General features: G+C 61.8%; 17 protein-coding genes and 3 tRNA genes. 7 read left to right on the top strand and 13 right to left on the bottom strand.

The window, feature by feature from the left end; translation table 11 throughout:
- The first annotated feature begins 195 nt into the window (after nucleotides 1–195).
- Entirely contained in the window at nucleotides 196–1,818 is a 1,623-nt protein-coding gene (pgi, locus tag AAGS40_RS06800) for a glucose-6-phosphate isomerase (protein ID WP_345814058.1), read from the top strand.
- Nucleotides 1,819–1,916: 98 nt separating this feature from the next.
- Here pgi and AAGS40_RS06795 read toward each other — a convergent pair whose 3' ends face one another.
- On the bottom strand, nucleotides 1,917–2,603 hold the full coding sequence (locus AAGS40_RS06795; protein WP_345814057.1) for an ABC transporter ATP-binding protein: 687 nt from the start codon (nucleotides 2,601–2,603) through the stop codon (nucleotides 1,917–1,919).
- Here AAGS40_RS06795 and AAGS40_RS06790 point away from each other — a divergent pair.
- Together AAGS40_RS06790 and AAGS40_RS06785 are read left to right on the top strand one after the other, a co-directional pair.
- On the top strand, nucleotides 2,602–3,306 hold the full coding sequence (locus tag AAGS40_RS06790; RefSeq protein WP_345814055.1) for an arylesterase: 705 nt from the start codon (nucleotides 2,602–2,604) through the stop codon (nucleotides 3,304–3,306). The genes AAGS40_RS06795 and AAGS40_RS06790 overlap by 2 nt on opposite strands.
- A 119-nt stretch (nucleotides 3,307–3,425) precedes the next feature.
- Nucleotides 3,426–3,767 carry a hypothetical protein gene (locus AAGS40_RS06785; RefSeq protein WP_345814054.1) on the top strand — a complete coding sequence of 114 codons (342 nt, stop codon included), beginning with the start codon at nucleotides 3,426–3,428 and terminating at the stop codon, nucleotides 3,765–3,767.
- Nucleotides 3,768–3,899: 132 nt separating this feature from the next.
- On the opposite strand, the gene AAGS40_RS06780 is transcribed toward AAGS40_RS06785, so the two are convergent.
- The 8 genes from AAGS40_RS06780 to tig form a co-directional block, all read right to left on the bottom strand.
- Nucleotides 3,900–5,837, bottom strand: coding sequence for a SurA N-terminal domain-containing protein (locus AAGS40_RS06780; protein WP_345814053.1), 1,938 nt, complete (start codon nucleotides 5,835–5,837; stop codon nucleotides 3,900–3,902).
- Nucleotides 5,838–5,923: 86 nt separating this feature from the next.
- Nucleotides 5,924–6,000: transfer RNA gene (locus AAGS40_RS06775), tRNA-Asp, on the bottom strand.
- Between the two features lie 82 nt (nucleotides 6,001–6,082).
- Nucleotides 6,083–6,158, bottom strand: a tRNA-Val gene (locus AAGS40_RS06770).
- A gap of 79 nt (nucleotides 6,159–6,237) precedes the next feature.
- The gene (locus AAGS40_RS06765) at nucleotides 6,238–6,510 is read right to left on the bottom strand and encodes an HU family DNA-binding protein (protein WP_007585907.1); all 273 of its coding nucleotides are present in this window, start codon (nucleotides 6,508–6,510) and stop codon (nucleotides 6,238–6,240) included.
- A gap of 370 nt (nucleotides 6,511–6,880) precedes the next feature.
- Nucleotides 6,881–9,307: an endopeptidase La gene (lon, locus tag AAGS40_RS06760; protein WP_345814036.1), complete on the bottom strand. Its 2,427-nt coding sequence runs from the start codon at nucleotides 9,305–9,307 to the stop codon at nucleotides 6,881–6,883.
- A 200-nt stretch (nucleotides 9,308–9,507) separates the two neighbouring features.
- The gene (clpX, locus tag AAGS40_RS06755; RefSeq protein WP_345814034.1) at nucleotides 9,508–10,779 is read right to left on the bottom strand and encodes an ATP-dependent Clp protease ATP-binding subunit ClpX; all 1,272 of its coding nucleotides are present in this window, start codon (nucleotides 10,777–10,779) and stop codon (nucleotides 9,508–9,510) included.
- A 212-nt stretch (nucleotides 10,780–10,991) separates the two neighbouring features.
- Nucleotides 10,992–11,645, bottom strand: coding sequence for an ATP-dependent Clp endopeptidase proteolytic subunit ClpP (clpP, locus tag AAGS40_RS06750; RefSeq protein WP_345814032.1), 654 nt, complete (start codon nucleotides 11,643–11,645; stop codon nucleotides 10,992–10,994).
- A gap of 211 nt (nucleotides 11,646–11,856) precedes the next feature.
- Nucleotides 11,857–13,203, bottom strand: coding sequence for a trigger factor (gene tig / locus AAGS40_RS06745; protein WP_345814031.1), 1,347 nt, complete (start codon nucleotides 13,201–13,203; stop codon nucleotides 11,857–11,859).
- Between the two features lie 536 nt (nucleotides 13,204–13,739).
- Between tig and AAGS40_RS06740 the strand changes: the two genes are divergently transcribed.
- Both AAGS40_RS06740 and AAGS40_RS06735 read left to right on the top strand, forming a co-directional pair.
- Nucleotides 13,740–14,885 carry a glycerate kinase gene (locus AAGS40_RS06740; RefSeq protein WP_345814029.1) on the top strand — a complete coding sequence of 382 codons (1,146 nt, stop codon included), beginning with the start codon at nucleotides 13,740–13,742 and terminating at the stop codon, nucleotides 14,883–14,885.
- A gap of 62 nt (nucleotides 14,886–14,947) precedes the next feature.
- Nucleotides 14,948–15,400: a MarR family transcriptional regulator gene (locus tag AAGS40_RS06735; RefSeq protein WP_345814027.1), complete on the top strand. Its 453-nt coding sequence runs from the start codon at nucleotides 14,948–14,950 to the stop codon at nucleotides 15,398–15,400.
- Between the two features lie 76 nt (nucleotides 15,401–15,476).
- Here the strand turns inward: AAGS40_RS06735 and AAGS40_RS06730 are convergent, their stop codons facing one another.
- Nucleotides 15,477–17,042, bottom strand: a complete 1,566-nt coding sequence (locus AAGS40_RS06730; protein WP_345814025.1) for a DUF3999 domain-containing protein — start codon at nucleotides 17,040–17,042, stop codon at nucleotides 15,477–15,479.
- A gap of 663 nt (nucleotides 17,043–17,705) precedes the next feature.
- Between AAGS40_RS06730 and AAGS40_RS06725 the strand changes: the two genes are divergently transcribed.
- Entirely contained in the window at nucleotides 17,706–17,987 is a 282-nt protein-coding gene (locus AAGS40_RS06725) for a hypothetical protein (protein ID WP_345814023.1), read from the top strand.
- 94 nt (nucleotides 17,988–18,081) lie between these two features.
- Here the strand turns inward: AAGS40_RS06725 and AAGS40_RS06720 are convergent, their stop codons facing one another.
- Nucleotides 18,082–18,906, bottom strand: coding sequence for a squalene/phytoene synthase family protein (locus AAGS40_RS06720; protein ID WP_345814022.1), 825 nt, complete (start codon nucleotides 18,904–18,906; stop codon nucleotides 18,082–18,084).
- Nucleotides 18,907–19,153: 247 nt separating this feature from the next.
- On the opposite strand from AAGS40_RS06720, the gene AAGS40_RS06715 reads away from it, so the two are divergent.
- Nucleotides 19,154–19,240 (top strand) — tRNA-Leu (locus tag AAGS40_RS06715).
- 222 nt (nucleotides 19,241–19,462) lie between these two features.
- On the opposite strand, the gene AAGS40_RS06710 is transcribed toward AAGS40_RS06715, so the two are convergent.
- Both AAGS40_RS06710 and AAGS40_RS06705 read right to left on the bottom strand, forming a co-directional pair.
- The gene (locus AAGS40_RS06710; protein ID WP_345814020.1) at nucleotides 19,463–20,722 is read right to left on the bottom strand and encodes a DUF1501 domain-containing protein; all 1,260 of its coding nucleotides are present in this window, start codon (nucleotides 20,720–20,722) and stop codon (nucleotides 19,463–19,465) included.
- Nucleotides 20,723–20,818: 96 nt separating this feature from the next.
- A complete protein-coding gene (locus AAGS40_RS06705) occupies nucleotides 20,819–22,591 on the bottom strand; it encodes a DUF1800 domain-containing protein (protein WP_345814018.1) in 1,773 nt (590 codons plus the stop codon).
- Between the last annotated feature and the right edge of the window lie 60 nt (nucleotides 22,592–22,651).

The raw sequence follows: 22,651 nt of genomic DNA, 5'->3' as shown, positions 1-22,651 counted from the left end.
GGTTTAACGTGAGGTGTCGGCACGGGCGGCGGCGACATTGCCGCGCTGGCGAGCGACTTTTCCAACTCGTCGAATCTTGCGGCAATATGAGCCGAACCCGGCCGTGCGGCATCACGTTGACAGCAACGTTGCAACATCCCCGGCAGCGCCTCTGGCGCGCTGGCCTTCCCTCGTTCCCCTGGTTAAACGGACGCTATGACCCAGAACTCGCTCCCTTCCTGGTCCTCGCTGCAAACGCATTACGAGAAGATTCGCGATGCCCACATGCGCGACTGGTTTGCACCCGAGAACGACCCCGCGCCTACCCGTGCCGAGCGCTTCGCGTTCTCGGGCGGCGGCCTCGCAATCGATTTCTCGAAGAACCGCATCACCGATGAAACGCTGAAGCTGCTCGTGCAGCTCGCGCGCGAAGCGGGCGTCGAGAAGCGGCGCGACGCCATGTTTGCGGGCGATATCGTCAATCCGACCGAACACCGCGCGGCACTGCATACCGCATTGCGCTCGAACGATCCGAACGCGCCGTTCCATGCCGAGGTACAGGCCGAGCGCGCCAGGATGGCGGCGTTTGCCGACAAGGTGCGCAGCGGTGAGTGGAAAGGCTACACGGGCAAGCGTATCCGCTATGTGGTGAACATCGGCATCGGCGGCTCCGATCTCGGGCCGAAGATGGTCGTGAGCGCGTTGCATCATCTGGCCACGCGAGAAATCACGTCGCACTTCGTGTCGAATGTTGACGGCGCGGATATCTACAACGTGATGCAACAGATCGATCCCGAGGAAACGCTCGTGATCGTCGTCTCGAAGACGTTCACTACGCTTGAGACCATGACCAATGCGCACTCCATGCGCGACTGGTTCATCAGCAAGGGCTGCCCGGAAAGCGAACTGGCGAAGCATTTCGTCGGCGTGTCGGCCAATCCCGCCGAGGTCGTGAAGTTCGGCATCGCGAAAGAGAACGTGTTCCAGATGTGGGACTGGGTGGGTGGCCGCTACTCGCTGTGGTCAGCGGTGGGCCTGTCCATCATGATCGCGATCGGGCCCGACCAGTTCAACGAACTGCTCGCCGGCGCGAACGACATGGACCAGCATTTCCGTACCGCGCCGCTCGACAAGAACCTGCCGGTACTGCTCGGCATGATCGGCATCTGGTATCGCAACTTTTTCGGCTCGCAAAGCTATCTGGTCGCGCCGTATTCGGAAGCGATGCATTTCCTGCCCTCGTATCTGCAACAGCTCGAGATGGAGAGCAATGGCAAGTCGGCGCGGCTCGATGGCGCGATGGTCGACTATCCGACCGCCGCCGTCACATGGGGCGAGCCGGGCACGAACGGTCAGCATGCATTCTTTCAGATGCTGCATCAAGGTTCGACCATCGTGCCGATCGACTTCATCGCCGTACTGACGCCGGAGCATCCGCTTGTCAGCCATCATCCGAAGCTGCTCGCCAATTGCTTTGCGCAGAGTGAAGCGCTGATGCTCGGCCGCACGCTCGAAGAAGCGAAGAAAGTCGCCGGCGCGGACAAGCCCGATCTTGCGCCGCACCTGGTGTTCCCTGGCAACCGCCCCACTACGACGATTATCGTCGACGCGCTGACCGCGCGTTCACTCGGTGCGTTGATCGCCCTGTACGAACACAAGGTGCTCGTGCAGGCGTCGGTGTGGGACATCAATCCGTTCGATCAATGGGGCGTGGAGTTGGGCAAGATCCTCGGCAAGGTCGTCGAGGCCGATCTCACGTCGCCGGGTGCGGACGTCAAGAAGCATGACTCGTCGACGTCGGCGTTGATCGAACGTGCGCGCGCCGCGTTGAAGAAGTGACATTCAATGGCGCCGGCCGAATGAAGCAAAGCTGAGACGGCAACGACAAAGCGGGCCCAGATGGCCCGCTTTGCATTGGCGCCCGCGTTAGCCGAACCTCAAGCCAACCGTCCTGCCTCGATCGTCACCGTGGTGTCGCAACGTCTTGCGAGTTCAATGTCGTGTGTGACGAGAATCAGTGTGGCGCCGTTCGCGCGATTCATCTGGAACATCAGGTCGATCACCGCATGGCCCGTGGCCGCATCCAGACTGCCGGTGGGTTCGTCCGCGAACAGAATGGCGGGGTGCGTCACGAACGCGCGTGCCAACGCAACACGCTGCTGCTCACCGCCCGACAGGAGCTTCGGGTAGTGACCGGTGCGCTTGCCGAGCCCCACCTGCTCCAGCAGACCGCGAGCGCGCGCCGCGGCTTCGCGCGTGCCGATTCCACCTTGCAGTTCGAGCGGCAACGTGACGTTTTCGAGCGCGGTCAGATGCGGCATCAATTGGAACGACTGGAATACGAATCCGACGGAGCCGCTGCGTAATGCAGCGCGCTCGTCTTCGTTCAGTTCGGCGAGTTCGCGGCCGAGCAGGCGAACCGAGCCCGAGCTTGCGCTGTCCAACCCTGCGAGCAAGCCTAGCAGCGTAGACTTGCCGGACCCGGATGCACCGACGATCGCCACACTGCTGCCGGCCTCGATGGCAAGATCAATGTTCTCGAGAATCGTCAGTTCGCCCGTTGCATCCTTAACCCTTTTGCACAAACCCCGCACTTCAATGACTGGATCAGTTTTGTTTAGCATGGTGAAGCGTAGGTTGAAAGTGCGCGCCGTGGCGCCTCGCGCGGCTGCGCTGACTACGGCATTCGGCTCGGCCGTGCTGGCCGCTACTCTTTTTTCAATGCCCGTCGCGGCAAGCGCGGCGAACGCGCCGGAACAGGCCAGACCGGTCATCGTGGTGCTCGGCGACAGCATCTCCGCCGAGTACGGCCTGCCTCGCGACACGGGTTGGGTGGCCCTGATGCGCCAGCGCCTTGCCGATCAGCGGATCGATTATAGCGTTGCTAATGCAAGCATCAGCGGCGACACCACGAGCGGCGGACGGGCACGCTTGCCCGCGCTCATGGAGCGCCTGAAGCCGACTATCGTGATCGTCGAGCTGGGTGGCAACGATGCATTGCGAGGTGTGCCGCTTTCCACCACCGAAGACAATCTGCGCACGATCATCGAAGAGGCCCAGCAGGGACATGCGAAGGTCGTGCTGGTAGGCATGTATGTTCCACCTAATTACGGCCCGGACTATTCGCAAAAGTTCCATGGACTCTCTGGGGATCTGTCGAAGCAATTCCGCGTGCCGCTTGTGCCATTTTTGCTCGCGGGCATCGCGGACAAGCCGGAGATGTTCCAGGCAGATCAGATTCATCCGACTCAGCAGGCACAGCCAGTGCTACTGAACAACGTGTGGCCTGCAGTCCAGCCACTCCTTCATACAAGTTCGCCGCACTGAAAAGCCTGCTAACGACTTGTTTCCAGAACTTGGGGAACGCGGATCGCTAAGGTCTTCTCCGACACTTACGGAATCCCGTGTAACCTGGCTCGATTTTGAGCGACTTTTGAGGAGATAACGTGAAATATTTACCGTTAATCGCTTTGACCGTGGCAATCTCTGCGTGCGCCGCTCAACCGCCTGCAGGCGTTCAATCTGTCGGCCAAAGCCAGCAACCGCCGAAAGCCGTTGCTACCTGCATCGCGCAAAAGTGGGCAGATAGCTCGCAGCAACAAGTCGTGTCGCAAGACACGCTCGCGAACGACCAGGCCGTGGACGTTTTCGTTCCGGGCCAGCAGCCGCCGAATGGCGCCGCCGCCGTCGTGCGTCCTTCGTATTCGGGCAAGGGTTCGTGGGTCGGTTTCCGCGCGAATGGCGCAGCGGGCAGCGACGCCACGAGCGGCATCAGCGCCTGCCTGTAACGTTTCAGACGTAGTCGAAGCAGATCATCAATTAACGGTCAGGCGACGCCTGGCAGCCTCGGCATCGTTAAACAGAAAAGCCCCGCAAATGCGGGGCTTTCTGTTTGTGCGGGCTAACTGCGGATTGAATCCCTAGTCGCCGTTTGCCTGCGCGTTGCTGCTATCGAGCGACCCATACAACTTCACCTTCGAGCGGGCACGCAGCGCCTGCAGATAGGCCTCTGCTTCGGACTGCGCATCGACCTGGGCAATTTGCTGCTGTGCCGCGGCGAGACGCTGCGGATCGCTCGGCCCTGCTGCGATCACGGCGTTCACGCGATAGATGGCATAGCCGTCGTCACCGAGATCCACGCCGACATACGCGGGCAACTTTTGCGCATCGGCCTTGTAGATTGCACTCAATGCTGCCGGTGGCATGCCCTGCGCATCGTTGCGCGACACCTTCAACGGTGACGAGAAACCTGCGGTGGACTTCGACTTGTCGAGCTCGGCCAGCTTCGCGATGCCATCCTTATGCGCAGCTTCATCCGACTGCACTGCAATCACTTTCTGGCGCACCGCGTCCTTTACGGCGTCGAGCGCCGGCACCGTGGCAGCCTTGTAGTCGGTGACGTGCGCAGCGATCAGCGTGTTGCCACCGACATCGATGGCCTGCGTGTTGTTGCGCGCGTTCACCGAGTCGGTCGCGAACACCGCGGCAAGGAACTTAGGATTGTTCAACGGGCTGTCGGGCGGCAGCTTCGGATCAGCCTGAGGCGTGACCGTGGCGGTCTGCAGTTGCAGCTTGTATTTATCAGCGGCCGGTTGCAGGCTCTTCGCCTTTTCATAGACGAGCGATGTGAAGCCTTCCGAATCATCGCTGAAAGCCTTGCTGGCCTGCTGCGTCTTCACTTCCTTTGCGATCTGGTCTTTGACTTCGTCGAACGGTTTGGTGACCGCCGGCTTCACGTCCGTCACCTTGATGATGTGATAACCGAAGTCCGTCTGCACGATGCCGCTGACCTCGTCTTTCTTCAACGCGAAGGCCGCGTCGTCGAACGACTGGCCGCCCGCAATCATGCCGCGACTGAAGTAACCGAGATCACCGCCTTTCGACGCCGATCCCGGGTCCTGGGAATTTTGTTGCGCGATCTGGGCAAACTGCTCAGGATGCGCCTTGATCTGGGCAAGCAGGTCTTCAGCTTTCTGCTTCGCCTTGGCTTTGTCCGCCGCGCTGGCATCTTTCGATGCGGCGATCAGGATGTGGCTTGCGCGCACTTCACCTTCGGTGCGGTAGTGCGCGATGTTGTCGTCGTAGTATTTTTTCAGATCAGCGTCGCTCGGCTGGATCGATGCACCGAGCGTGGCCGGCGACAATACCAGATATTGAATCGTGGCCGTAGCCGGCGTAGCGAATTCGTTGCGATGCGCGTCGTAGTACGCCTGAAGTTGCGCGTCCGTCGGCTGTATTTTCGCGGCATAGTCGCGCGGATGGAACGCCAGTCCCTGAACCTCACGCTGCTGTTCGGCAAGCTCGGTCAAATGCTGTGCGAGCGTTTTCGACGTGAAGGCGCTGCTCTGGATCGCGGCCGGCAACTGCTGCGTGGCGAGCGTGTAACGGACGCGTTCATCGTATTGATCGGGCGTCATGCCCTGCATGGCGAGCAGCTGCTTGTAACGATCGACATCGATCGAACCGTCGGGGTTTTTCAGCGATGAGATCACCGGGTCGTTCAACAGCACGCGACGCACGGCGTCGTCCGATGCGGTGAGATGCAGGCGTTGAGTCTCATCGGCAAGCACGCGTTGTTCGATCAGACCGTCGAGCATCTGGTTGCGGCGCTCGGGTGTGTCGAACGACTTCATATCGAACTGGGCGCCAAGCATTTGACGCGCACGGTCGAGTTGTTGCCGCATCGCGTCGTCGAACTCTGCACGAGTGATTTTGTGACCGTTGACGCTTGCGACATTTGCACTTTCGTCAAAGAAGCCGCGAAAGCCCTGAATACCCACAAAACCCAACCCCGGCACAATGACGAGGATGAGCATGAACATCATCAGGCGTTTGTGATTACGGAAAAAATCGAGCATGCGTAAGGAGTGCCAAAAACGGAAGGCCCGATCTTACAACAGCGGGCAATAAAAAAGGCGAACCGGAGTTCGCCTTTCGAGGATACTGGCGGAGTGGACGGGACTCGAACCCGCGACCCCCGGCGTGACAGGCCGGTATTCTAACCGACTGAACTACCACTCCTGATACTGCGCTTGAACTGCGCCGGACACTCACAACTGCGCCCAGCTACTTGCGCCCGAAACACCTGGCTTGAATCTGAAACTGGTGGGTGCTGAGAGGCTCGAACTCCCGACCTACGCCTTGTAAGGGCGCCGCTCTACCAACTGAGCTAAGCACCCGTTTCGATTCAGCGTGCTCCGTGTTCGCTGCCTGAATAATCGGCCGTTGACCCGACCGTTTCCTCAAGCAGCAAGCCCATTAGTTTAGCGCATCCTTCAGAGCTTTGCCAGGCCTAAATTTGGGCACCTTGGCCGCCTTGATCTTGATCGCGGCACCTGTGCGCGGATTACGTCCGGTGCGCGCGGTGCGCTTACCCACCGCAAATGTTCCGAAACCGACCAGCGTCACTGAACCGCCTTTTTTCAACGTACCTTTGACACCACCGATCACGGCATCCAGCGCACGGCCTGCCGCTGCCTTCGAAATGTCGGCTTGCTGAGCAATGTGATCGATCAATTCCGTTTTGTTCATTCCTACCCCCGAGAACGAAATGGCTTTCGTGACGGCGCCCATCGGCACCTGACATCACGCAGCCGCCGGGCAATGCCGGGCCGAGTCATTAGAATTGTCCGAAACCCTTGTGTCAAGCGGGGTTGAGCCTGATTCGGGCGTTTTTGGAAGCGCTTTCCTATCACTGATTCTTGCAACGAAACCATAGGGGAATGGGCGCGCTCGCAACGGTGCTACGCGTCGCTCAATAGATGGGAAACGCGTCGGTACAGAGGTGACACTGAACAGGCGCGGACAATAAAAAACCCGCGGCGAGCGCCGCGGGTTTTCTTGTCCTACCGACTGGCAATGATCGGCTTTCACCGCACACTGCCAGATTCACAATTACCGCTTAATGTTTGACGACTTCAGTTGCATTGGAATCCTTGCCGGGTTCCGCCGCGACGGGCGCGGCAGCCGGCTTCGGTTCCTCCTCGGGCAACGCCTCCGGCACACGTTCGAGCGCGAGTTCGAGCACCTTGTCGATCCAGCGGACCGGCACGATTTCGATTGCGTTCTTCACGTTATCCGGAATCTCCGTCAGATCCTTGACGTTTTCCTCCGGGATCAGCACCAGTTTGATGCCGCCGCGATGCGCCGCCAGCAGTTTTTCCTTCAGGCCGCCGATCGGCAGAACTTCACCACGCAACGTGATTTCACCCGTCATGGCGACGTCTGCGCGAACCGGAATACCGGTCAGCACCGACACCAACGCCGTGGTCATCGCGATACCGGCCGACGGACCGTCTTTCGGCGTCGCGCCTTCCGGCACGTGGATGTGAATGTCCTGCTTCTCGAACGCTTCGTCCTTGACGCCGAGACGACGCGAACGCGAACGAACCACCGAGCGTGCTGCCTCGACCGACTCCTTCATCACGTCGCCAAGCGAACCCGTGCGGATCACGTTGCCCTTACCAGGCATCACCGCGGCTTCGATGGTCAGCAGATCGCCGCCCACTTCCGTCCATGCGAGACCGGTAACCTGGCCAACCTGGTTCTCCTTGGCAGCCAGACCGAAGTCGTACTTGCGCACGCCAAGGAACGTGTCGAGGTTGCTGCCGTCGACCTTCACCGCGCCTTCCGCCTTCTTCAGCAGAAGCATCTTCACGACCTTGCGGCAGATCTTCGACATTTCACGCTCGAGCGAACGAACGCCCGCTTCACGCGTGTAGTAACGAATGATGTCGCGGATGGCAGTTTCCGTGACATCGACCTCGCCTTCCTTCAGGCCGTTGTTCTTCTTCTGCTTCGGCAACAGATAACGCTGCGCGATGCTGACTTTCTCGTCTTCCGTGTAACCCGACAGACGGATCACTTCCATCCGGTCGAGCAGCGGCGGCGGTATGTTCAGCGAGTTCGACGTTGCCACGAACATCACGTCCGACAGATCGAAGTCGACTTCGACATAGTGATCGGCGAACGTATGGTTCTGTTCCGGATCGAGCACTTCCAGCAACGCAGACGACGGATCGCCGCGGAAATCCTGGCCCATCTTGTCGACTTCGTCGAGCAGGAAGAGCGGATTGCGCACGCCGACCTTGGTCAGGCTTTGCAGGATCTTGCCAGGCATCGAACCGATGTACGTACGACGGTGGCCGCGAATCTCGGCTTCGTCACGCACACCGCCGAGCGCCATGCGCACGAACTTGCGGTTCGTGGCGCGAGCGATCGACTGACCCAGCGACGTCTTACCGACGCCCGGAGGCCCAACGAGGCAAAGGATCGGCGCTTTCACCTTGTCGACACGTTGCTGGACCGCGAGGTATTCGAGAATGCGTTCTTTCACTTTCTCGAGACCAAAGTGGTCCTCGTCGAGCACGCGTTCCGCATTCGAGAGGTCGTTATTGACCTTGCTCTTTTTGCGCCATGGCAGACCGATCAGCGTGTCGATGTAATTGCGCACGACGGTGGCTTCAGCCGACATGGGCGACATCAGCTTGAGCTTCTTCAGCTCGGCGTCGGCCTTTTTCTTGGCTTCCTTCGGCATGCGGGCAGCCGTGATGCGCTTCTCGAGTTCTTCGAGGTCCGCACCTTCTTCGCCTTCGCCGAGTTCTTTCTGGATCGCCTTGACCTGCTCGTTCAGGTAGTACTCGCGCTGACTCTTTTCCATCTGGCGTTTCACACGCCCACGGATGCGCTTTTCGACCTGCAGGATGTCAATCTCGGCTTCGAGCTGCGCGAGCAGATGCTCAAGACGCTCGATCACCGGGAACATCTCGAGGATGTGCTGCTTCTGGTCGAGCTTGAGCGGCAGATGTGCCGCAATCGTGTCGGCCAGACGACCCGCCTCGTCGATACCCGACAGCGACGTCAGGATCTCCGGCGGAATCTTCTTGTTCAGCTTCACGTACTGATCGAACTGCGACACGATCGCGCGGCGCAGCGCTTCGGTTTCAGCGCTGTCGGCGTGGTCGGGCTCGAGCGGCATGACTTCGCACGAGAACTGCGTTTCCTGTTCTTCGATGGAAATCGTCTTTGCGCGCTGCAATCCTTCGACGAGCACCTTCACGGTACCGTCGGGCAGCTTCAGCATCTGGAGGATGTTGGCGATACACCCTACTTCGTACATGTCCTTTTCGGTCGGCTCATCTTTCGCAGCCGTTTTCTGGGCGACGAGCATGATGTGCTTGCCGCCTTCCATCGCTGCTTCGAGAGCCTTGATCGACTTCGGGCGGCCTACGAAGAGCGGAATCACCATGTGCGGGAAGACGACTACGTCTCGCAGCGGGAGCAGCGGGAGCGTAATGCGTTCCGGCGGAAGGAGTTGGGTTCCTGACATTTCATTTCCCCATGAGTGGAATCAGTTCGTTCGATAGGTGAGGCCAGCAGGAAATTATGCAAGCCTCCGCGTGTGGGAAAAGTTCAGTGACTCCGAAGGTTCAGTGACTCCATTGTGAAAACAAGCCTCATTGACCACACGATAAACGAAAAAGCCGTTCACGTCGCCATGAACGGCTTTTTTACAGAACTCGCAGCCGATCAGTTTGAACCCGCGACTTTCGGCGCGTCTTCGTAGATCAGGAGCGGTTTACCGTCGCCGTCGATCACGTTGTCGTCGATGATGACCTTGCTAACGCCTTTCATTTGCGGCAGGTCATACATCACATCAAGCAACGCCTGTTCCAGGATGGAGCGCAGACCACGCGCGCCCGTCTTGCGGCGGATCGCTTTACGCGCCACTGCCTGCAAAGCGGCCGGGCGAATTTCAAGCTCGACGCGCTCCATGTTGAAGAGCTTGTGATATTGCTTGACGAGCGCATTCTTCGGCTCGACGAGAATTTTCATCAGTGCCGTTTCGTCCAGCTTGCCGAGCGTTGCGACCACGGGCAAACGGCCGATCAGTTCCGGAATCAGACCGAACTTGATCAGATCTTCCGGTTCCACCTCGCGCAGCACTTCGCCGGCGTCACGGTCCTGCTTGCTCTTCACGCTGGCGCCAAAGCCAATCCCGGTCTTTTCCGTACGATCGACAATGACCTTTTCCAGACCGTCGAACGCGCCGCCACAAATAAACAGGATATTCGTGGTGTCGACCTGGATGAAGTCCTGATTCGGATGCTTGCGACCGCCCTGCGGCGGCACTGACGCCATCGTGCCTTCAACCAGCTTCAGGAGCGCCTGCTGCACGCCTTCGCCCGACACGTCGCGCGTGATCGACGGGTTATCCGACTTGCGGCTGATCTTGTCGATTTCGTCGATGTAGACAATACCGCGCTGGGCCTTGTCGACTTCGTAATTGCAGTTCTGCAGTAGCTTCTGGATGATGTTCTCGACGTCTTCACCGACGTAGCCAGCCTCCGTAAGCGTGGTTGCATCGGCAATCACGAACGGGACGTTCAGAAGACGGGCGAGCGTCTGTGCAAGCAAAGTCTTGCCGGATCCGGTCGGACCGATCAGCAGGATGTTGCTCTTCGACAGTTCGATTTCGTCCTTCTTGTCGAGATGCTTGAGGCGCTTGTAGTGGTTGTACACCGCGACCGCGAGAATCTTCTTCGCGCGTTCCTGACCGATCACGTACTGGTCGAGGATTTCACGAATTTCCTGCGGGCTCGGCAGATCGGACCTGGACAAGCCCGCCTCGATGCCCGCTCCTGCTGCCTCGTCACGAATGATTTCGTTGCACAGGTCGATACATTCATCGCAGATGAACACCGACGGGCCAGCAATCAGTTTCTTCACTTCATGCTGGCTTTTGCCGCAAAACGAGCAATACAACAGCTTTTCGCTGTTAGAACCTTTCTTGTCCGCCATAGATGTACGAGCCTCCGGACACTCGATTACATGATACGCCGTTTGCCTCAGCCACACAGTTCGAGCGGCCAGGCGATGAGCAGGAACACGGCGGTTGCCGCAGGCGCTCGGACGAGTCTCAATTATTTCACAACCGACTTGATGGCGTTAATGCCCCAATTCGGGGCAAACATGCACCAGTCAGGCACGATTTGAAGTGGACCGAGGACGAATCAAGGACGCTTGTGCGCCACCTGGTCAACGAGACCGTAAGCTTGCGCATCGTCGGCTGACATGAAGTTGTCGCGGTCGGTGTCACGCGCAATGCGCTCGACTGGCTGGCCGGTGTGGTGTGCCAGCAGTCCGTTCAGACGCTCCTTCAGGTACAGAATTTCACGTGCCTGAATTTCGATGTCCGACGCCTGACCTCGCGCGCCGCCGAGCGGCTGATGGATCATGACCCGCGAGTTGGGCAAAGCAAAGCGCTTGCCTTTCGCGCCGGCTGCCAGCAGGAATGCGCCCATGCTGGCCGCAAGGCCCATGCACAAGGTGGAAACGTCCGGCTTGATGAATTGCATGGTGTCGTAAATCGCCATGCCGGCCGATACCGAACCGCCCGGGCTGTTGATATAGAAGCTGATGTCCTTGTCCGGATTTTCGCTTTCGAGAAACAGCATTTGCGCCACGACGAGGTTGGCCGTCTGGTCATTCACTTCTCCGACCAGAAACACGATCCGCTCCTTCAGAAGGCGCGAATAGATGTCGTACGAGCGCTCGCCCCGACCGCTTGTTTCCACGACGATCGGCACCAGTCCGAGCGCCTGCGCTTCGAGATCCCGGGACGACTGGGAGGTCAACGTGTCCAGCATTTGAGCGCGAAAGGTCATGCAATGGATCCTTGTCTGGAAATATTCTGAATTTCAGGTGCTGGACAGGTGTGGTCGGCAAGCGAATGTTCAAGTGCCCGACAACCGGCGAGCGTCCAGCAGCCTTTGATGCACCACGCAAAACACTCAGCTCCAAGCACATTCACCGCACGCACGGAAAAACGGCGTGCCGGCCGTCGCTCCGACAGCCGGCACGCCGTTGCAGCGAAACTTACGCTTGCGCCGTTGCGCTTGCCAGTTCTTCGAAGCTCACTTCCTTGTCCGTCACCTTTGCCTTGCTGAGCACGAAGTCGACGACGTTGGCTTCAACGACGTACGCTTCCATTTCAGCAAGACGTTGCTGGTTCGAATAATACCAGCGGACGACTTCCTTCGGGTCTTCGTAGCTTTTCGCGAATTCGTCCACTTCGGCGCGAATCTGCTCCGGCTTGGCTTGCAGTTCGTTGGCCTTGACCAGTTCGGCCAGCACGAGGCCAAGCTTGACGCGGCGCTCGGCCTGTTCCTTGAACATGGCAGCCGGGATCGGCGCGTCTTTCGCATTCGGCACGCCGCGTTGCTCCAGATCCTGACGAGCCATTGCGACGAGGCGTTCCTGATCCTGCTCGATCAGTGCGTTGGGCACGTCGAGCTCCGAAATCTTGAGGAGCGCGTCCATGACCTGGTTCTTTACGATGGCTTGCGTGCGGCGCTTCGCTTCACGCTCCAGGTTGTCCTTGATCTCGGCGCGCATCTTGGTCAGGTCGCCATCTTCAATACCGAGCGACTTCGCGAATTCCGCGTCGATTTCCGGCAGATGCGGCCACTCGATCTTCTTCATCGTGATCGTGAACTGCGCAGTCTTGCCGGCGACTTCCTTGCCGTGATAGTCCTCGGGGAAAGCCAGGTCGAATTCCTTCGACTCGCCGACCTTCAGGCCCGTAGCCGCCTGCTCGAACTCCGGCAGCATGCGGCCTTCGCCCAGCACGAACGCGAAGTCTTCCGCGCTGCCGCCTTCGAACACTTCACCGCCAATCTTGCCGACGAAGTCCACCGACACGCGGTCGCCTTCTTTCGCCGCGGTATCGGCGCCACCGTCGCCATGCTCGCCGGCTTCGCCGCGAGCGTGGAAGTGCACGCGCTGCTTGCGCAGGATGTCGAGCGTGCGGTCGATTTCCGCTTCGGTGATGGTGGTCGTGGTGCGCTCGATTTCAGCCGTCGCGACGTCACCCAGCTTTACTTCCGGATACACCTCGAACGTCGCGTCGAATGCGTAATCGCCTTCCGTTGCGTCGGCCTTCGGCGCGAAGCTCGGCTGGCCGGCCACGCGCAGGTTTTCCGCGCGGCTGATGTCGAAGAATTCCTTGCCGACCTTGTCGCTCAGCACTTCTGCTTCCACCTGGCCCGAGTACTGTTGCGTCACCATCTTGAGCGGCACCTTGCCCGGGCGGAAGCCCGGCATGCGCACGTTCTTCGCGAGTTGACGGATACGCGAGTCCACTTCCTTCTGCACGGCATCCTTCGGCAGGGAAATCGTGATGCGGCGTTCGAGCTTGCCGAGGTTCTCAACAACGTTAGCCATGGCTTCAATCGTCCTAAAATTATTCGAGCGAATCAGTTATCTTCTCCGTGCCGCTTTTCGATGTCGCCGCTTTCGAGGTGGCTCGACGTGGCTAGAGCGTGATTGCATCGCGCGGTTTGCATCGCGCGGTTTGCATCGCGCGGTTTGCATCGCGTGGTTTGCATCGCGCGGTTTGCATCGATTACGCGCCTGCGCCGCGCGCTTACAGGCGGCCGGCAGCACGGTTGGGTCCAAAGAGCCGAATATTTTAGCAAACTATTTGAGCGCCTAGCCGGGATTCGATGATCGCCCGCGCTTTGAGGGGCGATTTTCTGGGTTTCTGGCCGCTTTCCGGGCCATTTCCGTACGCTTTGCGCGCGTTTGCGGCATGACTGCCGACGATCCCGGCTATGCCGTTCGACATATTCAGCCGATGCGTCCATGCTGCTAAGCTTACGGTCGCGCACGGGCTGCGCGACCCGCGAGTCCGTCTTTCGGCCGCTTCGCCCGCGCCATGCCGCCCGCTTTCGCAACGATTCCAACCAGTCAGAGACACCATGCCGAATTCGCCGTCCTCGCCCGTCGTCGTCATTGCTCCCGATTCTTTTAAAGGCTCGCTTAGCGCAGAGGAAGTCGCGCGGGCAATCGCCAACGGCATCCTGCGCGCACGCGCCGACGCCACGGTGCGTATCTGCCCGATGGCCGACGGCGGCGAAGGCACGCTCGACGCGATGCTGACGAGCGGCGGCGAGCGCCGCAGGCTGACCGTGCGAGGCGCAGCGGGCGCCGTGCGCGAGGCCATCACGGGCATCCTTGCCGACGGCAGCGCAATCATCGAAACCGCGGAGATTGTCGGCATTACAGACCCGGTGGGCATGGGCGTGCCGGTCGAAACGCGCAGCACGCGCGGCATGGGCGAAGCGATCCGCGCACTGCTCGACGCGGGTGTGCGGCGCTTTTACGTCGCGCTAGGCGGCAGCAGCACGAACGACGGCGGCGCCGGCATGCTGGTCGGTCTCGGCGCGAAACTGTTCGACTCGCAGGACAACGAACTCGAGCCCACGCCCGAACACCTCGCCCGCGTTGCGCGCGTGGACGTGTCGCAACTCGACGCCCGGCTGGCGGATACGCAATTCGTGGGCATGTCGGACGTGGACAATCCGCTGAATGGCGAGCATGGCGCCACCGCCATCTTCGGCCCGCAAAAAGGCGTGAAGCCGGAACAGGTTGCGTCGCTCGACGCGGCCCTCGCCCGCTTTGCCGACGTGCTCGAACCGGCGCTCGCCCGCACGATGCGCAACCAGCCCGGCGCGGGCGCAGCGGGCGGCCTCGGTTTTGCGCTGCATATGCTCGGCGCCCGGTTCGAACCGGGCGCGGAAACCGTTGCGCGGCAGATCGGCCTCGATGCGGCACTCGACGGCGCAGACTGGCTCATCACCGGCGAAGGCCGTTCGGACGTGCAGACACTGCATGGCAAGGCACCCTTCATCGCGTGCCGTCACGCCCAGGCGGCGGGCGTGCCGGCCACGCTGTTGTCCGGTGGCGTCGACCCGGCGGCGCTGCCTCGACTGAGCGAATATTTCAGCGGCTGTTTCTCGCCGGCGCCTGGGCCTATCACGCTCGAGATCGCCATTCGCGAAGCCGCGCGCCTGCTTGCCGACGAGGCCGAGCAACTCACCCGGCTGAAATACGGCGCGCGTTGACCCGCAGAGCGGTTGCGGCAACAATCACAGCGCCTCGACCGCTCACTCACCTCGGGAACACCATGAAGGATTCAGCCAAAGCCGGGCTAGAACAGTTCCTCACGTATCGTCTGCATGTGCTGAACAAGCTGGCAGAGCGCGGCATCAGCGAGCGCTATCAGGACAAGCTCGGCGTCACGCTGCCGGAGGCGCGGGTCATTGCGTCGGTGGGTTCGTTCGGGCCGTTCTCCATCATGGAACTCGCGCGTCATGCCAATCTGGACAAAAGCCAGGCGAGCCGCGCTGCCGAGGCATTGATCAGGCAGGGTCTGGTCAAGCGTGAAGCAAGTGCTGACGACGGCCGGCTCGTGCTCGTCTCGCTGACGCCGCAGGGGCGCGCGCTTTATCGCAAGGTGATGCCGATCGCCCGCAAGTGGAACGGCGACCTTTTCGAATGTCTGGACGAGCAGGAAAAGATCGCGCTGGGCCAGGCGCTCGACAAGATCATCGAGACGATGACCGCGTCCGGCGAATGAGCCCGGCGTCAAGCGCAGCGCGAGCTGCGACGAGTCACGCACATTGCGTCTGATCCAACGCGAGTCCGCAGTGCGCTCAGCCTGGGCCGTCGCTGGGTCCTTTAGCGTCGGTGCCGCCTGAATAAGCGGTGCTTGCGGTCGGCGCGCCGCCAGGTGCGTCGGCCGCGCCGCCTCTGCCAGCTACGCCGCTTGCGCCAGCTACGCCAGCCTCACCGCTCCCCGTGCTTGCCGCCTCACCCGCAGCGGATTGAGCGTATGTTTGAACGGCTGCCGGCTCATGCCCCCGCGTCCGGCGCACGAGCCGCCATGCAACTGCGGCGAGCGAACCCACAGCAAGTACCAGCGCTCCCCACAGCCAATACCGGCGCGAAGCTTCCGAATCCAGCGCGCCCAGCGGAGCGCCTGCGCCTGGCGCAACCGGCAGCACGTCGCCGACACGCGCGGTCACGGGCACCGCCGACGCCGCCCTCATCAGCTCGTCCAGGCCTACCGCCGACGACACGGTGGCAGCATTGCCCACCGCCAGCGAGAACGGACCGCCGCCGCGAGCGATGAAGGTCAGTGTTGCCGGCCGCCATCCCGCCGAGATGGTCAACGCGCCGCTGCCCAGTCCGCCGTTACGCGTGTCGATCACCACCCGCCATTGCCGATCCGTGTCCGGCTTCAGTTCGAGCGAAGGGTTGCTCTGCTCCACGTCGCCGTTATGCAACCGGAAGAGCGTGGCACTCGACACTTCGCGCCACGCATCGGCAAGCCCCGCTCGCGAATAGACGACGGCCGGCGCCACCGTGTTGGGTTGAGGCAGGTTCAGACGCAAACGGTCGACGGGGTACGGGCCGCCCGACTCGAAAAAATATTCCCCCTCTCTCGGTCCCGCACGTGCAACGATGCCCTCGCGCCACACGCGCTGCGCATCCGAGCGCTGCGCGTGGTCGGCGCCCGCGGCCTGCACTTCCAGCTCGATCGAGTCGACGTACGGCACGCCGTCGAGCCAGTGCAAGCGCACATAGCGAGCATGCGCGACATCCAGTTCGACACGGTCCTGACTGAGCGTGCTGCCGTTGTAGCTGACCTTGAGCAGTTGCGCGTCGCCGGCGGGTTGCCATGTGCGCAGATCGTCGCTCGCCTCGGCGCTGACGCGCCCCTGATAGTTGTCGTCCCGCAGGTGCACGATCAGCGCGCTGACCCGGCCCGCGCGCGCGGCGTTGCCTGCATCGACGAGATCCGTGTCGTGCTGCGCACGCGCCGGTGGCGCCGACGTGGCGCGCAACGAGCCGTCGACAGCGATCATCACACCTGGTGGCAAGCGGTGACTGGCAGGCGCGGTGGGCAGCAGCGGCAACCAGCGTGCGGTGCGCAGCGTGGGCGGTGTGCGCGTGGGTTCGGGCGGAGCATCGAGCGAGTACGGCACCGCCTCGCCTGCGTCGTTGAAGACCCGCAGGTCGCCCAGGTCGCTGCGCTGGCTCGCCACGTAGACGGAAGCCGGCAGCGTCACGCTGTAAATGGCCGCGCCCGGCGCGCCCTCGAGCGCGAAGCGGCGCGCAAAGCCGTCGTCGGCAAACGCCTGGGCAGGCGCGCACATCGACACAGCCGCCGATACAAATACAAAGCATGCGCCACTGAGGGTCCACACCCGCTTCATTGCTTAGTTTCCAGAAACACGGTGGTGGGCGGCAACGGCGAGGCGTCGCCGGACGGCAACAACATCAGCAACATCAACAACATTGGCCGCACGCCGATGAACGACACGATCGGCGTAAAAGCGTCACACGGGACAGGTTGAACAGAAACCGGTTTGATGATGATCGCCCTCAGCAGCGCGCCGCCGACGATGCGCTTGCGCCATTCGCTCGCTCAACCGGCCTGTCGATGCAGCGCCCGCAGCGACTGCGCATTGAACCACACGATAAGCCCGGGATGAGCACAGCATGAGTATAGCCAGCGCAACGCGATTCTCCACGCCTCGATGCCATTGCGGGCAGTTGCCGGCCATGGCACGAGCGCAACCCGTGCGACCAGCGTTGCGGGTGTTATCGGTGTATGACAGGCTCGCCAGTGCAGTCTCTGACATTGTCCAAACGGCGAGTCGGACTGACGCCCGAGGACAGCCCGAGGCCAATGGAAATGCTCGGCGCGAGCGGGATGAAGCGGCGGTTTCGCGGCGAACGCCAACCGTGTCAAAATTCGCCGATGGGCCACCGGCCTTTTATCGCCCGGTGTCGCCGCAATCTTCAGCACATGGTGCCACCGGCGATAGTTTTGCGACCCCGGCAACGCCGGCACCCCCTCATTCAGGATAGCTTCAGTGGACATCAACAAGCAGGTAGCGGCCCTCACCGCTTCGGAACTTCAGACCGCCGGCGCAAGCCAGGCCACAGCGATCGCCGTCAGTGTGCTCTTGCGTCATCTGCGCTCGCCGGAACTCGTCAAGTTGCTGTCATCGGCATTCGAAAATCATCAGGCCGTGATGTTGCAAACGCCGTGGCCCGATCCGATGCTGCAGGCGTTCGAATCGACGCGGCGTTTTCTCGAAGGCGCGGCCCAGGCCGACTTGCCGGGCAACGAACCCTCGGCGCCGCACGCGTGAAGAGAACGCGGCGCGTCGGCTAGTTGCCACGCGCCGCAAAGCATATCGCTCAACGCGTGCTATCGATGATGCAACGCCCGCGCGCCGCGTCGGCCTATCTGGCCCGCCATGCAATCCATAGCTTGCGGATCGGTGTCAGCGCGATGCGCTGGTGCAGGACCTGATACCCGTCGCGCTCGATTTCATCGAGCAGCGCAAGCGCCAGCGCGGCCTGCGCGAGCAGCGTGCGCTGTGCACGACGCTCGCCAGCCGGCACAGCGGCGACGGAGGACTGCAGCGCGTCGCGGGCGCGCTTCGTCTCAAAGCGCATCAGTTCGGTGAACGCGTCGCTGTAGTGACGGTTGATCAGATTGGCTGCGGTGACATTGAAGCGCTGCATCTCGTCGATAGGAACATAGATGCGCCCGTGCCGCGCATCATTACCCGTTTCGACGACGCATTGCGCCAGCAGCAATGCCTCTCCTAACGGCGCGGCCCAACTCTCGACCTGCGCGGGTTCCTTGGCGCTCGCGCGCGCGACGAGCGTAGCGAACGTTCCGCCCACGGCCTGCACGTAACGGCGCAGATTGGGATAGTCGAGATAGCGCGCCTGGTCGAGATCCATCTCGAAACCGGCGAGCAATGCCTGCAGCGCCGGATACTCGGACTGGACGTCTGGCAGATAGGCCGCGAGTGCCTTCGCGACCGGATGCGACGCGTTGCCCGACGCAAGCGCAGCCAGTTCTTTCTGCCACCATGCGAGCTTCGTGCGGCCAATCGCCGGATCGCTGGTTTCCTTGACCGTCTCCTCGAACTCGCGGCGCAACGCGAACAGTGCGGTCAGCAGCGGCTGACGTGCCGCGGGCGCCTGCCGAACGGCGTAGTAGGTGCTCGAGCCGGGCGGCGCCGCTTTCTGCTGGCAATATTCGTCGAAATTCACTGGATGGACTGTGCGGGAAAGGCCGGAAAGGAAGGGCACGTCAGGCGTGCAACGGGGCCGAAAATTGTAGCATTGGCGCCAGCCCTCAGGATGCTCGGGCAGGTGCAGACAAGCGCGGTTCAATCGGTTAGAATCTCGCGCTTACGCTTCAGGGCGTGCGGTTCAGGCGGCTCCTCGCGGGCCGTTGCTGAGTGAATGCACGGGTGCAATCCGTGCCCGCGGCCCGGTTCGCAGCGTACAGAAATCCGCGTGAGTGGCGAAATTGGTAGACGCACCAGGTTTAGGTCCTGACGCCCGCAAGGGTGTGCCGGTTCGAGTCCGGCCTCACGCACCAGCATCTTCATTCGAAGCACAGCCGAGGCACAGCCGAGGCACGCCGCACGGCAAATCGGAATAGCGGTTATGCAAACATTCTCGCGGCCCTGTGCCACCTCTCTTCAAGCCTGAGCGATAGCGCACAAGGCTACTGCCGTTGGGCCCTGATACGGCGTCCGATAGGCCACTTACCTCCCGGTTCGATTGCCAAACCCAAATCCAAACCCCGCGCACGCGTCACTTACACGCGCAAGATCGGCAACGGCTCGAATCGCTGCTGCAGGATCGTCGCCGCATCGAGTCCCCACCACGGTCCGAGCACCGTCGCATACATCTGCCTGAAATCCACGCCCACTGGCAGATTGCCGTTGCCGTCCAGATGCGCGAGTACGGGCGGCACGCCAAACAGACCGCCGCGCACCCGGCCGCCGGTGACGAAATGCGGCGCGACAGTCCCGTGATCCGTCCCATTGCTTTGATTCTCACGCGGACGCCGGCCGAATTCGGCGTACGTCATGATCAGGGTGTCGTCCCAACGGCCGAGTTCGATCAGCGCCGACTTCATGGCCGCCAGTCCTTGCGCGAGTTGCGTGAGCAACGCCGCCTGCTGACCCGGCTGGTTCTGATGCGTATCGAAGCCGTTCAGCGTGAGCCGTATCACCGCGACGCCCTGCCCGCTCTTCGGCAGCCATTGCGGCTTGTCAGATTGGGCGGGCGAGCGGGCCGCGCCCGGGGCGTCGCTTGCGGCCAACACCTGCATCGCCGTCCTGATCGAACTGCCGAATGCGCCGCCCGGAAACACGGTCTTCAATTGCGCCTGCGCCTGGGTGGGACGCAGCCGGTCCGCGGCCTTCACGATGTCGTTCTCGACATCGAGGATATGCGCCAGTTCAGGATTGCGCTCATGCAACGACACGGGTGTCACAAGCCGCGAAGCCTTCACGAACTGCGCAGGATTGACTAGCGCAATGGCGCGAGCGCCATTGGCGAGCGGCCCCATCTCGGCGCTGCCGATCACCACACCGTCCGCGGCGAAGCCCGGCGGCACGGGCGTCTGCGCGAACGCCCGTGTGAGCCAGCCTTCGCGCAAATATTGGTCGGAGCGCGACGCGGTATCCCATATCTCGATCGAGCGGAAATGCGACAGGTTCGGCTGCGCATAGCTCACGCCCTGAACGATCGCCAGTTGCCGGCTGTTCCAGAGCGGCATGAGCGGCTCGAGCGCCGGGTGCAGCGCAGTACGCTCGTCGAGCGGAATCGCCTGCTCGCGTTTGATGCCGATATTCCGGCGTAACGTGTAGTACAGCGGATCGGCAAACGGAATCACGGTGTTCAGTCCGTCGTTGCCGCCCTTCAGCTCGATCAGGACGAGCAGGTTGTCATAACCGCGAGTCGGCAACGCGCCGGTGTCGAGGCTGCCGCTCTGCCCGCCGAACGCGCGCGGCAACCAGAGCGTTGCGCCCGCGGCCGCGCCCATCGAAAGAAAGCTGCGTCGTTTCATCCTGCACCTCGTTCTTCTGTCATGCCCGTGAGCCCGCTCGTGCCGCACGCCCATGCGATTTGCCATTCACCGATTGCGCCATGCAAGCGCATGCGCTCATTTGAGCTGATACGCCGGGTCCATCAACAATGCCTGAAGATACGCGCTGGCGGTCGAATCCGTTTCGATCGCATCGACGGGCGCAAGCGGCAACACCGCGTGCTGCATCTGCAACTCGACAGAGAGTCCCGGTCGTGACGTCGGCGTAGTGTTGTAGCGCGCGAGCCATGTATCAATATCGAAGCGTACGCCGCCCTCGCCTGCCCGTCCGACCCGCGCCGCACTGCGCTGCATCGGCTGGCCGGATTCGACGCCGCCGGACGCGGCGTTCACCGCGAGCCTCGCGTCGCTCGCATGGTTCATCCGCTTCAGATTCGCGGCCTCGGTCGCGCGGAAAAGCTGCTCGACGAACTGCTTGCGCGCAAGCAGCGTGGAACTGTTGATCCAGCTGGTGCCGCCTGGCCACCCTTTGACGTTCGGTGGATAGAACAGGTTTTCACCGAGCGTGCGGATCTGGGCGACGAACGGCGCGGTGTTGTCATAGCCGATATCGAACTCGCGCAACGTGCCGACGACGAATTCGGCCGGCGATTTCACCAGCACGCCGCGCTCGTCGTCGCTCCAGAACGCGTCGGTCAGAAAAAGGCCGCGCAATGCCACCTTGATGTCGTAATGGCTCGCGCGAAATTGCGCGGCGATCGGCGCGATGCGCGCCGGGTCGGGCGTATCGGAGACGAACTCGCGCCAGAGCTTCGTCGTGACGAAGGTCGCGGTTTCCGGCTGCGCGAGCAGGATATCGAGCACCTGGTCGCCATCGAACGGACCGGTTTGACCCAGCACGGTCTTCTCGCCGTCGTCGTGCTGATTCGCTCGCCACACATAGGACTGCGCATCGGGATCGAGGCTCCAGCCGGTATAGGCGCGCGCGGCCTCGGTCACGTCGCGCTGTGAGTAGTGCCCCTCGCCGAGCGTGAACAGCTCCATCACTTCGCGCGCAAAATTCTCGTTCGGCTTGCCCTTGCGATTACTCGCGCCGTCCAGGTATTGCAGCATGGCCGGATCTTTCGCGACGTCGTGCAAAAGCTCGCCAAAGTTGCCGAGCGCATCACGCCGCAACAGCATGTTCTGCTGCGCCATCAACTGGGGGTAACTCACTTTGTCCTCGCCGGACGTGAAATGGTTGTGCCAGAAAAGTGTCATGCGTTCGGTCAGCGGCGTCGTGGTGCTCAACATTTCGCGCACCCACCACGCGCGCAACTCGTCATAACGCTGACCACGGCGACGCTGCTCGGCGCGCCGCTGATCGTCTGTCCAGCTCTTGCGGACGTCGCGCGACGGGATCGGTTCGAGCACCCACTCGGGCAACGGCGAGAGCGCCTCGGTGCGCGTGCCGGCGAGCACCTTGTCGACGGCCTGTTCACGCGTGAGTCCGACGTACTGCGCAAGCTCGGCGTCATCGGGCGCGAAACCGACGCGCGTGAGGAAAAAGCGGGCGTCGTTTGCGTCGAGCAGATCGGCTTCGGTTGACAGGCTCGCGTCCGGCCTCGACCCATGCTGCCTCGCGCGGGGCTGATGGGCCGTGCGCTGAAGGCGGGCTTGAGACTGGCCAGATTGGGTGGATGCGGATGCGAATGCGAATGCGGATGCCGGTGCGGCGGTGGCCGGCGCCGCGCAGATCGATGTGACCCACACGGTCAGCGCGGCCGCGGTCGTAGCACACTTTGCAACCTGTCGACCTACGTTACCTGCTGCCTGCCATGTCATCTTCGAATCCCGGGTTGGCCCGACGTCGTGAGTCAGCGTCGCCGTGCGGTTGCACGCGGCGCTCATGGCAGATCAACGGCATGGATGGACAGAAAGTTGACCCCGGAAGTGCAACGAAAATTTTCA

The sequence above is a fragment of the Paraburkholderia sp. PREW-6R genome (assembly GCF_039621805.1).
Taxonomy (GTDB): Bacteria; Pseudomonadota; Gammaproteobacteria; order Burkholderiales; family Burkholderiaceae; genus Paraburkholderia.
The sequence above is the reverse complement of the archived record's forward strand: the minus strand, read 5'-3'. Positions and strand labels throughout refer to the sequence as shown.

What these genes read in the sequence shown, in the direction of transcription:
- pgi (WP_345814058.1), top strand. Translation starts at nt 196, where the DNA reads ATGACCCAGAACTCGCTCCCTTCCTGGTCCTCGCTGCAAACGCATTAC.
- AAGS40_RS06790 (WP_345814055.1), top strand. Translation starts at nt 2,602, where the DNA reads ATGGTGAAGCGTAGGTTGAAAGTGCGCGCCGTGGCGCCTCGCGCGGCT.
- AAGS40_RS06795 (WP_345814057.1), bottom strand. Translation starts at nt 2,603, where the DNA reads ATGCTAAACAAAACTGATCCAGTCATTGAAGTGCGGGGTTTGTGCAAA.
- AAGS40_RS06780 (WP_345814053.1), bottom strand. Translation starts at nt 5,837, where the DNA reads ATGCTCGATTTTTTCCGTAATCACAAACGCCTGATGATGTTCATGCTC.
- AAGS40_RS06765 (WP_007585907.1), bottom strand. Translation starts at nt 6,510, where the DNA reads ATGAACAAAACGGAATTGATCGATCACATTGCTCAGCAAGCCGACATT.
- lon (WP_345814036.1), bottom strand. Translation starts at nt 9,307, where the DNA reads ATGTCAGGAACCCAACTCCTTCCGCCGGAACGCATTACGCTCCCGCTG.
- clpX (WP_345814034.1), bottom strand. Translation starts at nt 10,779, where the DNA reads ATGGCGGACAAGAAAGGTTCTAACAGCGAAAAGCTGTTGTATTGCTCG.
- clpP (WP_345814032.1), bottom strand. Translation starts at nt 11,645, where the DNA reads ATGACCTTTCGCGCTCAAATGCTGGACACGTTGACCTCCCAGTCGTCC.
- tig (WP_345814031.1), bottom strand. Translation starts at nt 13,203, where the DNA reads ATGGCTAACGTTGTTGAGAACCTCGGCAAGCTCGAACGCCGCATCACG.
- AAGS40_RS06740 (WP_345814029.1), top strand. Translation starts at nt 13,740, where the DNA reads ATGCCGAATTCGCCGTCCTCGCCCGTCGTCGTCATTGCTCCCGATTCT.
- AAGS40_RS06735 (WP_345814027.1), top strand. Translation starts at nt 14,948, where the DNA reads ATGAAGGATTCAGCCAAAGCCGGGCTAGAACAGTTCCTCACGTATCGT.
- AAGS40_RS06730 (WP_345814025.1), bottom strand. Translation starts at nt 17,042, where the DNA reads ATGAAGCGGGTGTGGACCCTCAGTGGCGCATGCTTTGTATTTGTATCG.
- AAGS40_RS06710 (WP_345814020.1), bottom strand. Translation starts at nt 20,722, where the DNA reads ATGAAACGACGCAGCTTTCTTTCGATGGGCGCGGCCGCGGGCGCAACG.
- AAGS40_RS06705 (WP_345814018.1), bottom strand. Translation starts at nt 22,591, where the DNA reads ATGAGCGCCGCGTGCAACCGCACGGCGACGCTGACTCACGACGTCGGG.